Here is a 14,767-nt window from a genome sequence, read left to right as displayed (position 1 = left end):
AGGGTCGCCCCGCTGGGGCTTTCCCCTCCGCTACTGGCCTCCGTGATGTGCGGCTAGAGCTACTATTGCAGCCTACCTCTGCCTGCCCTCGAGGCTCGGTCTAGGAGAATGTGCTACCTTTGAGCTAGATGACCCCAGCTAATAGATTACGGCTATGAATACCAAGTACCCCCTAGGTCCAGCGAGCCTGCTGCTCGTCCTGACCCTCTCACTACTCTGTCTCTCATCCTGCCGCCTGAGCACCTCACACGCGAACTTCACCAAGGTTGACAGCACGCGTCTGCCCGACTGCGAGGCGCTCATCGTAGACTTCCCCATTGATGTCAAGGTGCACGTCGGGGAGCGTACGGCCATCGTCTTCGACCCCGAAATGCCCGAGCAGGTGCGGCGCGAGCTGGAGCTGCGCACCGATGGCAAGGCTCTGCTCATCACCTCGCGCAAGGAGCAGACGGGCTTCGGCCGCTTCCTCGGGCGCTGGTCGCGCAAGGGCGCCAAGGCGGAGGTCTGGGTGACGAGCCTACGCGGGCTGGAGCTCGGCTCCTCGGCGCGGGCGCAGCTCGTCGATAGCATCACGACGCCGAGCCTTAGGCTGATCCTCTCGGGCGCCTCGACGCTCACGGGACTGCGGCTCAGTGCGGGCAAGTTCCTCTTCTCCTCCGCGGGTGCCAGCGTAGCCTCGGGGCGGGTGTCTGTGGATGAGGCCTGCCAGCTGGAGCTAGAGGGGGCGAGCTCGGCACGCTTCGAGGGCTACGTCGACGAGCTCAAGATGGAGCTCAAGGGCGCGAGCACGCTCAAGGCTCCTGAGCTCCAGGGGCGCGTCGTCTCGGTGGAACTGAGCGGCGCCTCGACGGCGCATATCGGAGCTATGGAGGCCCTCAGCTATGCCCTCTCGGGGGCCTCGCGCCTCAGCTACCGTGGGCGCCCCGTCCTCGGCGAGCGCTCGGTGACGGGCGCCAGCAGCGTCTCCGCCGACTAGGCGGCGTAGCCGCCGAATGCCCCGCAGCTCTAGCCGCCGCGTCAGCAGCCCTCCCGCGGAGCGCTCCACTCCCTGCGGCGAGGCGAGCTGCCTGCTCGCTTGCCCTTTATCCCTCCCCCTAGTGCTAAGCCTATGCCCATTATCCCCATCACTTCGCTCGACGAGTACCCCGAGCTCGCCCTCTTCGCCTCGCTGACGGAGGCCCAGCTACGCCAGCAGGAGCTGAGCGGGCAGGGGGTCTTCATCGCCGAGAGTCCTAAGGTCATCCACCGAGCGCTCGACGCGGGCTACAGCCCCATAGCACTCCTGACCGAGGAGCGGCACATCAAGGGCGACGCAGCCTCGCTCATCGAGCGCTGCGGCACGATTCCCGTCTACACGGGGGCACGTGCGCTGCTGGCGGGGCTCACGGGCTATACCCTCACGCGTGGGGTGCTGGCGGCGATGCGTCGCCCCGAGCCGCCCGCGCTGGAGACCCTGCTGGCGAAGGCGCGGCGGGTAGTCGTCATCGATGGGGTAGTGGATAGTACCAATGTCGGGGCGATCTTCCGCTCCGCGGCAGCCCTCGGGGTGGATGCTGTGCTGCTGACGCCTGGCTCCTGCGATCCCCTCACGCGGCGCTCGGCACGCGTCTCTATGGGCGCTACCTTCCTCGTGCCCTGGACCTGGATCCCGCCCCCGCTGACGCGGCTGCGGGACTATGGCTTCACCACGGTAGCGATGGCCCTCCGTGAGGACGCCCTCGAGCTGGGTGATCCGCGCCTCGTGGAGCTGGAGCGTCTGGCGCTCATCCTCGGCACGGAGGGCGACGGCCTCGCGCCCGAGACGATCGCAGGGGCGGACCTCGTGGTACGTATCCCCATGGCGCACGAGGTGGATTCGCTCAACGTAGCCGCGGCCGCCGCTGTCGCCATCTGGGAGCTGCGCCCGCGGCGCTAAGGGCCAGCCTTGCCCGCAGCGTCCCGCCGCTCTCTAGCTCGCCCCCGTCCTAGGTCGTTCCTCCCTCACACTAAGGCGTGAGGGACCAAGCACGACAGCGCCCCCCAGCCACGGCTGGGGGGCGCTGTCGTATCTTGGGGCTGCGGGCTTCGCGCCCGAGGCTTGGGGCTAGAGTCTATTGACCTCCTCGAGCTTTTGCTCCTGCTTGGGGTACTTCTGCTTGCCGAGGCTGTAGCTGAGCCGAAGGATGAGCTTGCGGCTCTCGCCATGGCCCCAGGAGGAGAGGCTGAGGGCGCCCTTCGTCCCGTAGCTGTCCCAGCGCTCGCTGTGCAAGAGGTCGGTCAGGAGGAGCGCCAGACGTAGCCGTCCGCCCTGCCAGCTGCGATTCAGCCCGAGGTCGATGCTGCCTGTGGGCTTACTGAGCTCATAGCTCCCGCCCTGTCGGGTGGAGTGGTAGCGCCCCGAGAGTTCTAGGTTGAGCCCGAGGGGCAGCAGGAGGCTGTTGCTCGCCGAGACGGAGCAGGAGGGGCGCCGATAGGTCTGCTGGTAGTGCTCATAGTCTAGGCGGTTAACAAAGTAGTAGAGGCCCACATTGACGCTGAAGTCCCACCAGGGGGTGAGGCGTCTCGAGTACACGGCCTCGAGCCCCGCCTGCTGCTGGCGGCCTATGTTCTTGGTCGTCATGACGGTCTTGTCCTGCCCCATAGCATCAGTGATCCCAGTGAAGTAGTCCTCCAGCCGCGTGTAGTAGAGGCTGAGTGAGAGGCCTCGGAGGCTGTAACTGAGGAGGATCTTGTCGCTCGTCTGAGGGCGGAGGAAGGGGTTACCCTTCCAGTAGGATAGCTCGTCGAGGAGGTATTCGAAGGGGTTGAGGTCCTCGTAGCGGGGCTTGTCCTGCCGTCGGCTGTAGAGGAGGCTGAGCTTGCTCCCCGCGGGGAGTGTATAGCTTAGGCTGAGGTTGGGGAAGAGGCGTAGACGGCTGCCGCGGTGCTCCTCGGATCCCTGCGCCGTCTGGGTGCGGAGCCTGCCGAGAGTGTGCATGTACTCCAGGCGTAGGCCTGCGCTGAGCTCGAGCCGGTCCCAGGAGTGGGTGTACTGCGTGTAGGCCTCGAGGTTCGCCTCATCGTAGTAGAAGCGGTTGGAGCGCTGGGGATCGAGGAGCCCATTGCGGGTGAAGACGAAGCTATTGCCGCTCTTGATGAGGGAGCCCTTGAGCCCCGAGAGGAGCTCGCTCCCTGCGCTGGGGGCGTACTTGTAGTCTGCCAGCAGGGCGTAGATGTCGATCTCCTTCTCGGGCTGCGAGTAGAAGAGCTCCGACCGCAGGAGCGTATGGGAGGGGGAATAGTAGTCGTTGGGCTGCTCGCAGCGTGCCTTACCGTCGAAGTGCGTCCAGTCGGCCGAGAGGGAGAGCTGCTGACGCTCGGAGGGGCTGTAGCGGTAGTGCGCGCTCTGACTGTAGCGGAGCGTCTGCTGCAGGGTATAGTCATTGCGCGCCTCGAGGATGCTCGTGAGCGTGTGCTCGCCCTTGTAGAGCTCGGTGCTCGTCTCTGTGAGGCCAGGGCCAGCGAGTAGGCTGGCAGAGCTGCCTAGGGAGAACTGGCTCCTCGGGCTCGGCTGCCAGGCGAAGTCCAGCCCTGCGGCGTAGGTATTGCGCTTGTCGGTGTCGATCGTCGTCGAGACGCTGCGATCACCCCCCTGCAGCTTCTCGTAGCCGTAGTCCATGGCGTGGTGGCCGATGCTGTGGCTGTAGTTGAGCCCCAGCTGCCACTTGCTCCTGTTGTAGGAGAGGGCGAGGTCGGAGCTTTGCCTAAGGTGCTCCCAGTAGGCGGCGCTGTGGGAGGTCGAGAGGAAGAAGCCTTCGCCCTCGGTGGCCTTGAGGATGATGTTGATGATGCCTCCCGCACCGTCGGCCCCGAAGCTCGCATTGGGGCTGGGGGAGCTCTCGATACGGGCGATCTTGGAGGAGGAGAGGGAGCGAAGGTAGGCCGTACGCTCCTCGCCCTGCAGCATCAGCTTTCGCCCATTGATGTAGAGGGCTGTCCCGCCGATCGTCGCCAGCGAGACCTCGCCCTTGCTGCTGACCGTGATGCCGGGGGCATGCTTCAGGACGTCCAGCGCGCTGCCTAGGTCGCTGAGGTAGGACTGCGCCACGTGGATCTGGATCTTGCCCTGGGTGGCGGTGGTGAGCGGACGGGACCTGCGCGCCGTGACGACGACCTTGTCGAGGGCCTGCGCCTCGGGCTCCAGCAGGATGTCAGCTAGCTGCTCGGAGGCCTCGAGGCGCAGGCTGCGCTTGGCCTCCTTGTAGCCGAGGTTGCGGACGCAGAGGACGAAGTTCCCCTTGCGCGCCGAGAGGGAGAAGCGCCCCAGGCTGTCGGTCAGCGTCGAGGCCACCAGCACGCTGTCGGGCGAAGTAATAAGCAGCACGATAGCTGCCTCCACGCCCTTGCGCTGCTCATCGAGGATGCGGCCGCTGAGCTTCGTCTGGGCGCTGCTGCTGAGCCTAGTCTGAGCGCTGCTGAGTTTGGTCTGAGCGCTCGCGCTGAGCCCGTAGCTGATGCCGAGCCCCACGAGGAGCAGCCTGAGTAAATGTCTTGTCATAGTGATGTCCTGGAGTTGCTGTGGGTGTTTCCTTCTTTTGCTTGCGTGCCCTTAGCTTCCGCTCCTACCGAGCTCCAAGCCGCGCTTCGAAACAAAAGTACTGCAAAGCGCCGAGCTCCGCCGCCTTGCTTGCCAGGGCTTATGATCGATCTGTGTCTGGCGCTGGAGACGAGGCTCGGAGGCCTTCTCCCTTAGCTGCAGGATGATGCTGAGTGCGGTGAGGCAGCTGCCTTCGCTTAGCGCCCCGCTGAGCTCCCTCTATAGCTCCAGCGCTCTGACTGATATCCCTCAGCGGCGTGACTGACGGCTCTCGCGGGGCTGACTGACGCCCCTCAGCCCGCTGAGGGATATCAGCCACAGCACCTCCCCTTAGACCTGTGCCGTGCGGAGCGACTGCTCGGGAGAAGGGAGGGAATAAGGGGGGAGAGCTTGGAGGCTAAGGGAGCAAGACAGTAGCCTAAAAGGGGTGGGGTGGTCTGGCTAAGGATGGGGGTGCTTGGAGTAAAAGCTGAGGGAGTCGTGGGGCTGAGGGGGGCGGGGCGGAGCTGACCAAGCGCTTCGTCGACGAAGTAGAGGCGCAGCACCGCACTCTATATAATGTACAGGACTATCTGAAGCGCCTCGGAGTCCCCGAGAAGCAGCTGGCACGTGCCCTCCAGCAGGCACTGGGTATGAGCCCTAAGGCCTACCTCGATCAGCGCCGCCTACTGGAGATCAAGTGCTACCTCGTCTACAGCGAGCTCTCGGTGAAGGAAATCGCTTACGCCCTAGGCTTCGATGAGCCGACGAACTGCAATAAGTTCTTCCGTAAGCATGCGGGTATGAGCCCCTTAGAGTTCCGTGCACAGCACGACTTAGACTAGGGCAGAGGGGCGGCGGAGATTTACCCTACACTCGCCTAGATGGATAAGCGCAGGGCGTCGGGCTGGCGCTACCTTTGCAGTGTCAAAGGAAAAGAACAGCAGACAGAAGGAACATCAAAGCAATCACCTTCCTGACGACAGCTCTCGCACTCGTCAGCTGCACCTCGTCCCAAGTATCCACCAAGCAAGCAAATACCCCTATGAACAAGAAAGAACAAGTAGTAGCGCTCCTCAAGAGCATCGAGACTGGAGATAGCGCCCCCGTAGCAGTGATCAACCCTGCCAAGTACATCCAGCACAATCCCGGGATTAAGAATGGCCTGGCTGGCCTCGGCGAAGCACTCGCCGCCCTGCCCGCAGGCTCCGCCCGTGTGAACACCGTGCGCGCCTTCCAGGATGGAGACTACGTCTTCGCCCACACGGACTATAACTTCTTCGGCCCCAAGATCGGCTTCGACGTCTTCCGCTTTGAGGACGGTAAGATCGTGGAGCACTGGGATAATCTCCAGGAGAAGCCCACTACCCCCAACCCTAGCGGTCACACGATGATCGACGGGGCCACGGAGCTCAAGGACCTGGATAAGACAGAGGCCAACAAGGCGCTCGTCGCACAGTTCGTCTCCGATGTCCTGATGGGCAAGGCCCCTGAGAAGCTGACCAGCTACTTCGATGGAGACAAGTATATCCAGCACAATCCCGACATCGCCGACGGCTCCTCTGGGCTGGGAGCTGCCCTCGAGGCTATGGCCAAGCAGGGCGTAGCGGTGGTCTACAGTCGTGTGCACAAGGTCCTCGGTGAGGGAAACTTCGTCCTCGCCATAAGTGAAGGGAGCTTCGCTGGCAAGGCCGTGGCCTTCTACGACCTCTTCCGCGTGGAGGGCGGCAAGATCGCCGAGCACTGGGATGTTGTAGAGCCCGTGCTGCCCGCAGACCAGCATCAGAACCAGAACGGCAAGTTCGGCTTCTAGCCCTCCTTCACCTCTGACGCCGCTTTCCCCCCGCTCCACCCTGCAGTCTCCGCTGGCTTTCGGAAGGGGGCTGCCCTGTGCGGGGAATTTCTGCGGGCAATTTGTAGATTCAATTATTTGTCTTAACTTTGCACTCGCAAGTGAGCCCTTAGGGGTGCGCTTGCTACTAGGTCGGCCCATTCGTCTATCGGTTAGGACGCAAGGTTTTCATCCTTGAAAGAGGAGTTCGATTCTCCTATGGGCTACAAGAACAAACAAGAGAAGAATTAAGAAATGGCAAATCATAAGTCATCGATCAAGAGAATTCGTCAGACTAACGCTCGTCGTCTGCACAATCGCTACTACGCAAAGACCATGCGTAACGCGGTTCGTCGCTTCCGTGCTCTGACGGATGCGGCAGAGGCACGTGCGGCACTGCCACAGCTTAGCTCCATGCTTGACCGCCTCGCTGGCAAGAACATCATCCACAAGAACAAGGCTGCTAACCTGAAGAGCAAGCTCGCTCGTCAGATCGCTCGCCTCGGCTAAGAGACATCACGCTGCCAGCTCCTAGGAGTGAGGGCAGAACAGGCGGTCCATTCGTCTATCGGTTAGGACGCAAGGTTTTCATCCTTGAAAGAGGAGTTCGATTCTCCTATGGACTACCACACGTAGCGCCAGCTCCATACGGGGTTGGCGCTATTGCTTTTTTGATCGCATACACTGGCAGGGGGCTGGCTAGGATAGGTCGCAGGGCCTTTCCCAAGGCAGGCGAACCAGAGGTATAAGTCTAGAGATCTAAGACGTTAAGGATAATATGAAGTCAAGGACGGATGCTAAGAAATCATGCCTCCTCTGCGTGCTGGGGCTAGGGCTCCTGGTAGGGCAGGGACTCCAGGCTCGTGCCCAGCACCCCCAGTCGGCAGCGCGTGAGGACAGCCTCACCAAGGCCACCGAATACTACTATCAGGCGGTGCTCGCCTACCGTACCGAGCAGCCGCGCTCGGCCTATCAGCTGCTGCGCCACGCCCACGCACTGGCCCCTGAGGATGGCGACATCGCCTATCTGCTGGGGCGTGTGGCTGCTGACCTCGGTCGTGAGGCGGAGAGTCTGCCGCTGCTCGAGCTGGCCTATCGTGCCGATAGCAGTCGTCGCGACTACGCGCAGACACTGGTCTCGGCCTACTTCAGCAGGGAGCGGATGCAGGATGCCCTGCGTATCACAGAGCAGCTGGCTAAGGCTGATCCCGACAACGATGATATGCGCTACCGTCTCGTGCAGCTCTACGCCCGCTCGGGCGACCTAAAGAAGGCCATCGAGCTCTGCGGTGAGCTGCAGGAGCACTTCGGGCGCAACGTCGACGCCTACGCACAGGTCACGCAGATGAAGATCCAGCTGCTCAGGATGGCGGGGGAGGGCAGTCGCATCTTCGACGAGCACTACCGACGCCTCGAGCTCTTCCCTGATGACCGTGCTGCGAACTACGACTACGCTCTCTACCTCATAGATCGCAGGCTAGATGACCTCCTTGATAAGTTCCTCAAGGACAAGCAGCGCCAGGGCTACCTCAAGCCTAGCGATGCCGTCGTCCTACGCGTGCACCAGGCGGTCGACCGTAAGAAGTACGCCGATGCCGAGCGGCTCTTGGCGAGCGTCAATCAGGATACGACGCTCCCCACAGAGGAGAAGCTCCAACTCTGGGCACTCATCTCCTCTAGCCAGCAGGAGGCGCAGAACGCCCTGCTGCAGGACAAGTACCTGCCCTATATAGAGCAGCTCGTGAAGCTCGACCCCAAGGCGGCACTGCAGTACTACGTCCAGCTGCTACGCTACAAGGAGCGCTACCGGGAGGCTATAGCCCTTCTGGAGCCCGCGTCCAAGCAGCGAGCTGACGAAGCCTGGGTGTGGGACGAATACTTCCAAGACGCCGTAGGGCTAGAGGATGAGGCTATGATCGGCCGTGTGGCGCGCGAAGCCCTCCGATATGTCCCCACCGACTGGCGCTACCATATCACAGCAGCCTCTGACCTCTATACCGCAGGTAAGCGCGAGGAGGCGCGCGTAGCGCTGGAGCGCGCCTGCCAGGAGGTCGAGCCTAAGACAGGCATAGGCCCAGGGCGTATCCTCGGGCTGCTGGCCGACCTCTACGCCTCGGGAACGAAGGAGGAGCGTGCCAAGGCCAATGAATACTACGAGGCAGCACTCGCCGCCTACGACTCCGATCCCGAGGTGCTCAATAACTATGCTTATCGCCTGGCGAAAGCAGGGCAGGAGCTCGATAAGGCCGAGCGTCTAGCAGGCCAAGCCGTCAAGCTCAGCCCCAAGGCCGCCCATATCCTAGATACCTACGCCTACATCTATCTCCTGCGCAAGAACTATACGCTGGCGAAGCTCTACCAGCGCAAGGCCCTCGATGAGGCAGGGGAGAGCGCTTCGGCCGACATGTATGAGCATATGGGTGACATCCTTGCTGCCGAGGCCGATTGGGCTGAGGCGGAGCGCTACTGGACGCTCGCTGAGGCCGCCTATCAGAAGAAGCTCGCCGAGCCCGATCTAGAGCCCTCGCAGGCCGAGGAGCTACGTGCCACCCTCCCCACACTCAAGAAGAAGATCAACGATGCAAAGAAAAAGATCCAGCGCCAGCAGCGCTAAGCCTCTGGCGCTAGCCCTCGGGCTCCTCACCCTCTCCAGCTGCGGCATCATCCGTACTACGAGCTCCAGCGAAGAGGACTACCCGGCCGTGAGCGTCGACTATTCAGGCCCCACGCAGCGCTCGCTAGAGGCACAGATCGTGGGGGAGGCACCCTACGCCTCGGTCCTGCGTGGTGCGCTTGATGCCGAGCTGCAGCTCGGGGCGCAATCGCTGAGCACACGCATCAACGCCACGATCGTCAAGGGACAGACCATCTACTGGTCGGTCGTCCCCTTCCCGCTGGTGGAGGCCGCACGTGTGTGGTTCACCCCCGAGGGGATCACCGTCATCGACCGCATGCACGGGCGCTATGCTGAGGCGAGCTTCGCAGAGCTCTCGCGCCTGCTGGGCTTTCCCCTGAGCTACGCGGATGTAGAGTATCTACTGCTGGCTAAGCCCAACCTAGGCAAGGGGAGCATGCGCCTCGAGAGCTTCCGCCCCACACAGGCGGGAGCGACGGCTACCTTCCTCGATCGGGAGAAGCGCATGGTCCACCTGGAGCTCAACGGCGCCTCCCGCCTTACCGAGGCGCGCTACTACCAGAGCACGATGCACGCCGCTCCGCTCCTCACGGCACGCTACAGCTACAGCGCGGAGAGCATGCAGCGCGGGCTGCCTGAGGTGACGACCATCGCGCTGCAGCGTGGCGCAGGCAAGGGCAAGAGCGAGCTCAGCCTCGATTGGTCACGCCTGAAGCGCCACGAGGGAGCCCTGCCTGACCTCACCATAAAGATAAAGCCCAGCTACGAGCGCATAGACCTCTCCGAGCTGGTTAAGCTCCTTTCCAAGCTATGATGCACCGCCCTATATCCAGCCTTGTCCTAGGTCTCACGCTGCTGATGGCTGTGCCGAGCCTCGCTCAAGCGCAGCAGTCGCGCACGCTACGGCGCCTGGAGCAGGAGCGTAAGCAGCTCCTGAAGAACATCGCCGCCTCGGACCGTAAGCTGCAGGAGCTCCGCAAGAGCACCAAGCAGCAGGAGCGCTCGCTCAAGATCGTGCAGGAGCAGGTCGCCCAGCGCAAGCAGGTGGTCAGCGTCCTCGGCAGTGAGATCTCGGGCCTCGAGCAGCAGATCGGCTCCCTCACAGGACGTATCTCCGAGCTGCACCGCGAGGAGTCGGGCTTCCTACAGCGCTATAGCGAGGCGCTGAGGCAGCTACAGCGTATCGACGCGCATATCGACCCGATGATCTTCGTCCTCTCCTCTTCCTCGCCCAGTCAGGCGCGTGAGCGTCAGCGCTTCCTTAGCCGCTATGTCTCGGCCGTGCGCCGAGCCTCAGAGGGGCTGAGAGATACGCGTAGCCGCATCGAGCATACCAAGCAGGAGGTAGGGCGTACGCATGCCGCCAAGGAGCAGCTCCTGAGCCTACGCGTCCAGGAGCAGAAGAAGCTCGAGAGCCAGGAACAGCAGCAGCAGGCCTCCGTCAAGGAGCTCAAGGGGCAGCAACAGCTGCTAGCGCAGGATCTCTCCAAGCAGCGCCAGCGTGCCGAGGAGCTTGACCGCCGCATTCAGCAGCAGGTCGAGGCTGAGATACGTGCTGCCCAGCAGCGCGCCGAGGCTCAGCGCCGCCGTCAGGAGGAGGCACGTCGCCGTCGTGAGGCTGCCCAGCGCGCCGCACGACCCACGATCCCCCGCGATAAACCAGGGCAGCCACAGCCCGCCGAACAGCCCGTAGAGCGCCCCCGTCCGCAGGAGGATCTAGGCGATGAGCCACGCCGCGCTGCGACCCCAGGAGGCTATGCTATGGACGCCAATGAACGCGCGCTGGCCTCTTCCTTCGAGCAGAACAAGGGCCGCCTCCCAGCGCCTATCCGTGGCGCTTATTCGCTGCTCCGCACCTTCGGCGTGCACCAGCATAGCCAGCATAGCCGCGTGCAGGTCTCGAGCGGTGGGGTAGACTTCGGCCTCCGCTCAGCGGGCCAAGCCTACGCTGTCTTCTCGGGCGTGGTGAGCCGCATCTTCGTCATCCCCGGCTACGGCACCTCCATCATCCTGCGTCACGGGAACTATCTGACCGTCTATGCCAACCTCAGCAGCATCTCTGTCTCGCAGGGGGCGCACGTAGCTACGGGGCAAGCGCTGGGCGCTATAGGTGCCGCACCCGACGGCTCTGCCGATAGGCTGCTGCACTTCCAGCTGTGGCACGAACGTACCAAGCTCAACCCGCTCTCATGGATCAGGCGCTAGTCGCTACCCTCGGCAGCTTCGACGGGATACATCGCGGGCACCAGCAGCTCTTCGCGCGCATGCAGGCCTTTGCCCGCCAGCTCGGAGGGCGTACGCTTGTCCTGACCTTTGACCCGCATCCTGCCGAGCTCCTACGCCCCGAGGCCGCCCCGCCGCATCTCCTGCCGCTGGCTCAGAACGTGGCCTATATCTATGCCGCGGGTGTGGACGCTGTGGAGGTGGAGCTCTTCACGCGCGAGCTCGCGGCATGCAGGGCAGGGGAGTACCTGCGCCACCTGGCGAGGGACTACGGGGTGACGCACCTCTTTCTCGGCTATGACCATTGCTTCGGCTCGGATGGGCGTCAGCTGAGTGCCGAGGAGTACGAGGCGCTGGCTGCGGACTGCGGCATCACGCTGCTGCGCGATGTGGCGCTGCTCTACGGCGATGAGCGCCCGATCAGTTCGTCCGCCATCCGTCGCGCTATCACCGAGGGCGCGATGGAGGAGGCTAGGGAGCTCCTAGGTCGCCCGCACTCCTGCAGTGGGGTGGTGGTCTCGGGACAAAGGCTTGGGCGACGCCTCGGCTTCCCCACGGCCAACCTCCAGCGCCTCGATCCCCTGCAGCTGCTACCTCCCGCAGGTGTCTATGCCTGCCGCGTGTATAGTCTCCCTGGGTCGAAGTACTTCGTGCCCGAGCGGGGCGGGATGCTCTACCTCGGTTCGCGCCCCACGCTTGGGGGTAATTTAGAGCCCTCCATCGAGGTGCACCTCTTCGACTTCGACGCTGATATCTACGGTGCGGAGCTGCGCGTCGAGCTGCTGAGCCGCTTGGCTCCCGAGCGGCGCTTCGCTTCGCTGGACGAACTCAAGGCAGCGCTCTCGGTCTATGCCGACGAGACGCGCGCCTACCTCGCAGCGCATCCCTAGCTCCTTTTCTGAGTCCCTAGAGCAAGGCGGGCGGATGTTCCACGTGGAACGTCCGCCCGCCTTGCTTTATGTTTGACCCCGCTCGAGACTTGATGTTCCACGTGGAACGTGTGGTGTCTGTCGCGCCGCCGCGCCGCTGGTGTGTTCTTACCCTTGGGTCTTGTTGCCTCCGCACAGTCTTTCGGGGTGCAGTGCTAGGGGTGTGTGGGGTGGAGGAAGGGGAGCCTTGTGTGCGTACTGCTGGCTTGGTCGTCGAGCTCGGGTGGGGTGCTCCTTGCGCTGAGCGCTATTCGCGTGGGTGCTTTAGATACCGCTCAGCGCGCTACTCGGGGCGCTCGGGGCTCGTGGCTTCTTGTGCCCCTAGTGGAGTTGACGGCTCTGCCTCGGTCGGCTGAGGGACGTCCCTCGGTGCTCTGACTGATACCCCTCAGCCTCGCAAGGGATGTCACTCAGCGCGCTGACGGATATCCCTCGCAGAGCGCGCTCGGTGCTCGCGCATCGCTGCGGGCTTGCGGGTCGCTTGCTCGCTCCCTTGGGTCGGCTGCTGTCTGTCGCGAGGCTTGGTGGGGTAGGGCTTGGGATGAGTTCGGCTGAGGCTTTGCTTGGCTCTAGCACGTGGCTTAGTGGGGCTTGCCTTGTGGGGGCGTGGGCCGCACGGCGGTCCTTGAAGAACCGGCGGGCGGCGGCGGGACGGAGGGCCTTTTTGCCTTGCTTGCTGGAGCTCGTGAGGGTCGTGGATACGGGGCTTTGCTGGGCTAGAAGGAGCGCTCTTCTTTTGCGCACTTTCGCTCAATGTGAGCAGGTTTTTGCGCCGCTGAAGGGGAGGGTGGGGCAATTACGGAATTCTTTCCATGACATGCCCCTTGTTCGGGATAAAAGGCTTAACTTTGGTAGAGTAAACGGATAGGAAACGAATCATGAAGGATTGGCCCCTCTTCTACGCTCCCGAGGTGAAGGAGCAGCTGGCCCTGCCCGAGGCGGAGGCGCAGCATGCGCTGCGCGTGCTACGCGTCAGGCCTGGGGATGAGCTGCTGGCTACCGATGGCCGTGGCGCGCTCTACGAGCTGCGGGTGGCGGCTACCGACAGGCGTCAGTGCCTGGTGGAGCTGATGCATGAGGAGCGCTGGCCGCCCTATTGGCGCGGCCGCCTGACGCTGGCCCTCGCCCCGACCAAGAGCATGGAGCGCATCGAGTGGACGCTGGAGAAGGCCGTCGAGCTCGGCGTGGACGAGCTCATCCTCCTTCGGGTGAAGCACTCCGAGCGCAAGCATACCAACGAGGCGCGCCTAGAGCGCATCATCGAGAGCGCCATGAAGCAGAGCCACAAGGCCTGGCTGCCCGAGCTGCGTGTGGATGTACCCTTCGCCGAGCTCCTAGAGGAGCATCCCGCGGCTGTCAAGCTCATCGCCCACTGCCGCGGGGAGCTGCAGCCCGAGCGTCGCCTCATCTCCGACTGCTGGCAGGCAGGGGCGGATACGCTGGTGGCTATAGGACCAGAGGGCGACTTCACCGAGGAGGAGCTGCAGCGCGCCTTCGAGCGCGGCTATCAGCCCATTACCCTTGGGGAGAGCCGCCTGCGCACCGAGACGGCGGGGCTAGTGGCCCTACAGTGGCTGCACACCCTCGACCAGATGGACCGATCTGCCCAGAGCACTACCACGAGACAAGAATAACTATACATACCTTATCAATCGATCAACTCTTATGGAACAGAGAGAAATCAAGTTCAGCCTGATCTACCGCGACATGTGGCAGTCCTCGGGTAAGTATCAGCCACGTAAGGATCAGCTCGAGCGTATCGCTCCTGTCTTCGTCGAGATGGGCTGCTTCGCCCGCGTCGAGACCAACGGTGGTGCCTTCGAGCAGGTCAACCTTCTCTACGGCGAGAACCCCAATAAGGCCGTGCGCGCCTTCACCAAGCCCCTCAACGAGGCGGGTATCCAGACGCACATGCTCGACCGTGGTCTGAATGGTCTGCGTATGTTCCCCGTGCCCGCTGACGTGCGTCGCCTGATGTATAAGGTCAAGAAGGCGCAGGGCGTAGACATCACGCGTATCTTCGACGGGCTCAACGACCCACGCAACGTCATCCCCTCCATCAAGTACGCCAAGGAGGCCGGCATGATCCCCCAGGCTACGCTCTGTATCACGCACTCGCCCGTGCACACGGTAGAGTACTATGCTGACCTAGCCGATCAGTTCATCGCCGCAGGAGCCCCCGAGATCTGTCTCAAGGACATGGCTGGGGTAGGGCGTCCCGCCTTCCTCGGTCGCCTGGTCAAGGCTATCAAGACCAAGCACCCCGAGGTCATCATCGAGTACCACGGCCATACGGGTCCTGGCTTCTCCGTTGCCTCTATGCTGGAGGTCTGCCGCAATGGTGCCGACATCGTCGACGTGGCGATCGAGCCGCTGTCCTGGGGTAAGATCCACCCAGACGTCATCACCATCCGTGAGATGCTCATCGATGCGGGCTTCAAGGTCGCCGACATCAACATGGATGCCTACATGAAGGCACGTGCCCTGACGCAGGAGTTCATCGACGACTTCCTCGGCTACTTCATCAACCCCTCCAACCTCCTCATGTCCTCGCTGCTCGTAGGCTGCGGTCTGCCTGGTGGTATGATGGGCTCGATGATGGCTGACCTCAAGGG

Annotated in this window: 11 protein-coding genes, 2 tRNA genes and 1 pseudogene; 13 read left to right on the top strand and 1 reads right to left on the bottom strand. The window is 63.1% G+C overall.

Annotated elements, in window-relative coordinates; genetic code table 11:
* The first annotated feature begins 154 nt into the window (after positions 1 to 154).
* Both Q0248_RS01305 and Q0248_RS01300 read left to right on the top strand, forming a co-directional pair.
* Positions 155 to 976 carry a DUF2807 domain-containing protein gene (locus tag Q0248_RS01305; protein WP_299318800.1) on the top strand — a complete coding sequence of 274 codons (822 nt, stop codon included), beginning with the start codon at positions 155 to 157 and terminating at the stop codon, positions 974 to 976.
* A gap of 132 nt (positions 977 to 1,108) precedes the next feature.
* Positions 1,109 to 1,915 (top strand): RNA methyltransferase, encoded by an 807-nt coding sequence (locus Q0248_RS01300; RefSeq protein ID WP_299318797.1) that lies wholly within the window; start codon positions 1,109 to 1,111, stop codon positions 1,913 to 1,915.
* Between the two features lie 168 nt (positions 1,916 to 2,083).
* Here the strand turns inward: Q0248_RS01300 and Q0248_RS01295 are convergent, their stop codons facing one another.
* Complete coding sequence (locus Q0248_RS01295; RefSeq protein ID WP_299318794.1) at positions 2,084 to 4,516, bottom strand: TonB-dependent receptor; 2,433 nt, start codon at positions 4,514 to 4,516, stop codon at positions 2,084 to 2,086.
* Between the two features lie 545 nt (positions 4,517 to 5,061).
* On the opposite strand from Q0248_RS01295, the gene Q0248_RS01290 reads away from it, so the two are divergent.
* The 11 genes and pseudogenes from Q0248_RS01290 to Q0248_RS01240 form a co-directional block, all read left to right on the top strand.
* Positions 5,062 to 5,379, top strand: coding sequence for a helix-turn-helix domain-containing protein (locus tag Q0248_RS01290; protein WP_363316752.1), 318 nt, complete (start codon positions 5,062 to 5,064; stop codon positions 5,377 to 5,379).
* A gap of 200 nt (positions 5,380 to 5,579) precedes the next feature.
* Entirely contained in the window at positions 5,580 to 6,347 is a 768-nt protein-coding gene (locus tag Q0248_RS01285) for a nuclear transport factor 2 family protein (RefSeq protein WP_299318793.1), read from the top strand.
* Between the two features lie 173 nt (positions 6,348 to 6,520).
* Positions 6,521 to 6,592: transfer RNA gene (locus Q0248_RS01280), tRNA-Glu, on the top strand.
* Between the two features lie 28 nt (positions 6,593 to 6,620).
* The gene (gene rpsT, locus Q0248_RS01275) at positions 6,621 to 6,875 is read left to right on the top strand and encodes a 30S ribosomal protein S20 (protein WP_211788579.1); all 255 of its coding nucleotides are present in this window, start codon (positions 6,621 to 6,623) and stop codon (positions 6,873 to 6,875) included.
* Positions 6,876 to 6,919: 44 nt separating this feature from the next.
* Positions 6,920 to 6,994 (top strand) — tRNA-Glu (locus Q0248_RS01270).
* Between the two features lie 149 nt (positions 6,995 to 7,143).
* Positions 7,144 to 8,979 (top strand): tetratricopeptide repeat protein, encoded by a 1,836-nt coding sequence (locus Q0248_RS01265; RefSeq protein WP_299318787.1) that lies wholly within the window; start codon positions 7,144 to 7,146, stop codon positions 8,977 to 8,979.
* On the top strand, positions 8,945 to 9,814 hold the full coding sequence (locus Q0248_RS01260) for a DUF4292 domain-containing protein (RefSeq protein ID WP_299318784.1): 870 nt from the start codon (positions 8,945 to 8,947) through the stop codon (positions 9,812 to 9,814). Before Q0248_RS01265 ends, Q0248_RS01260 begins: the two co-directional genes overlap by 35 nt.
* Positions 9,811 to 11,205 carry a peptidoglycan DD-metalloendopeptidase family protein gene (locus Q0248_RS01255; RefSeq protein WP_299318783.1) on the top strand — a complete coding sequence of 465 codons (1,395 nt, stop codon included), beginning with the start codon at positions 9,811 to 9,813 and terminating at the stop codon, positions 11,203 to 11,205. Before Q0248_RS01260 ends, Q0248_RS01255 begins: the two co-directional genes overlap by 4 nt.
* Positions 11,190 to 12,113, top strand: a complete 924-nt coding sequence (gene ribF / locus Q0248_RS01250; protein WP_299318781.1) for a riboflavin biosynthesis protein RibF — start codon at positions 11,190 to 11,192, stop codon at positions 12,111 to 12,113. Before Q0248_RS01255 ends, ribF begins: the two co-directional genes overlap by 16 nt.
* A 917-nt stretch (positions 12,114 to 13,030) precedes the next feature.
* Positions 13,031 to 13,786, top strand: coding sequence for an RsmE family RNA methyltransferase (locus Q0248_RS01245; RefSeq protein ID WP_299318779.1), 756 nt, complete (start codon positions 13,031 to 13,033; stop codon positions 13,784 to 13,786).
* 31 nt (positions 13,787 to 13,817) lie between these two features.
* A pseudogene (locus tag Q0248_RS01240) lies at positions 13,818 to 14,767 on the top strand (oxaloacetate decarboxylase); the annotation flags it as partial.

The sequence above is a fragment of the uncultured Porphyromonas sp. genome, assembly GCF_938046015.1.
In the GTDB taxonomy this organism is placed as follows: Bacteria; Bacteroidota; Bacteroidia; order Bacteroidales; family Porphyromonadaceae; genus Porphyromonas.
The sequence above is the reverse complement of the archived record's forward strand: the minus strand, read 5'-3'. Positions and strand labels throughout refer to the sequence as shown.

What these genes read in the sequence shown, in the direction of transcription:
- Q0248_RS01305 (WP_299318800.1), top strand. Translation starts at nt 155, where the DNA reads ATGAATACCAAGTACCCCCTAGGTCCAGCGAGCCTGCTGCTCGTCCTG.
- Q0248_RS01300 (WP_299318797.1), top strand. Translation starts at nt 1,109, where the DNA reads ATGCCCATTATCCCCATCACTTCGCTCGACGAGTACCCCGAGCTCGCC.
- Q0248_RS01295 (WP_299318794.1), bottom strand. Translation starts at nt 4,516, where the DNA reads ATGACAAGACATTTACTCAGGCTGCTCCTCGTGGGGCTCGGCATCAGC.
- Q0248_RS01285 (WP_299318793.1), top strand. Translation starts at nt 5,580, where the DNA reads ATGAACAAGAAAGAACAAGTAGTAGCGCTCCTCAAGAGCATCGAGACT.
- rpsT (WP_211788579.1), top strand. Translation starts at nt 6,621, where the DNA reads ATGGCAAATCATAAGTCATCGATCAAGAGAATTCGTCAGACTAACGCT.
- Q0248_RS01265 (WP_299318787.1), top strand. Translation starts at nt 7,144, where the DNA reads ATGAAGTCAAGGACGGATGCTAAGAAATCATGCCTCCTCTGCGTGCTG.
- Q0248_RS01260 (WP_299318784.1), top strand. Translation starts at nt 8,945, where the DNA reads ATGCAAAGAAAAAGATCCAGCGCCAGCAGCGCTAAGCCTCTGGCGCTA.
- Q0248_RS01255 (WP_299318783.1), top strand. Translation starts at nt 9,811, where the DNA reads ATGATGCACCGCCCTATATCCAGCCTTGTCCTAGGTCTCACGCTGCTG.
- ribF (WP_299318781.1), top strand. Translation starts at nt 11,190, where the DNA reads ATGGATCAGGCGCTAGTCGCTACCCTCGGCAGCTTCGACGGGATACAT.
- Q0248_RS01245 (WP_299318779.1), top strand. Translation starts at nt 13,031, where the DNA reads ATGAAGGATTGGCCCCTCTTCTACGCTCCCGAGGTGAAGGAGCAGCTG.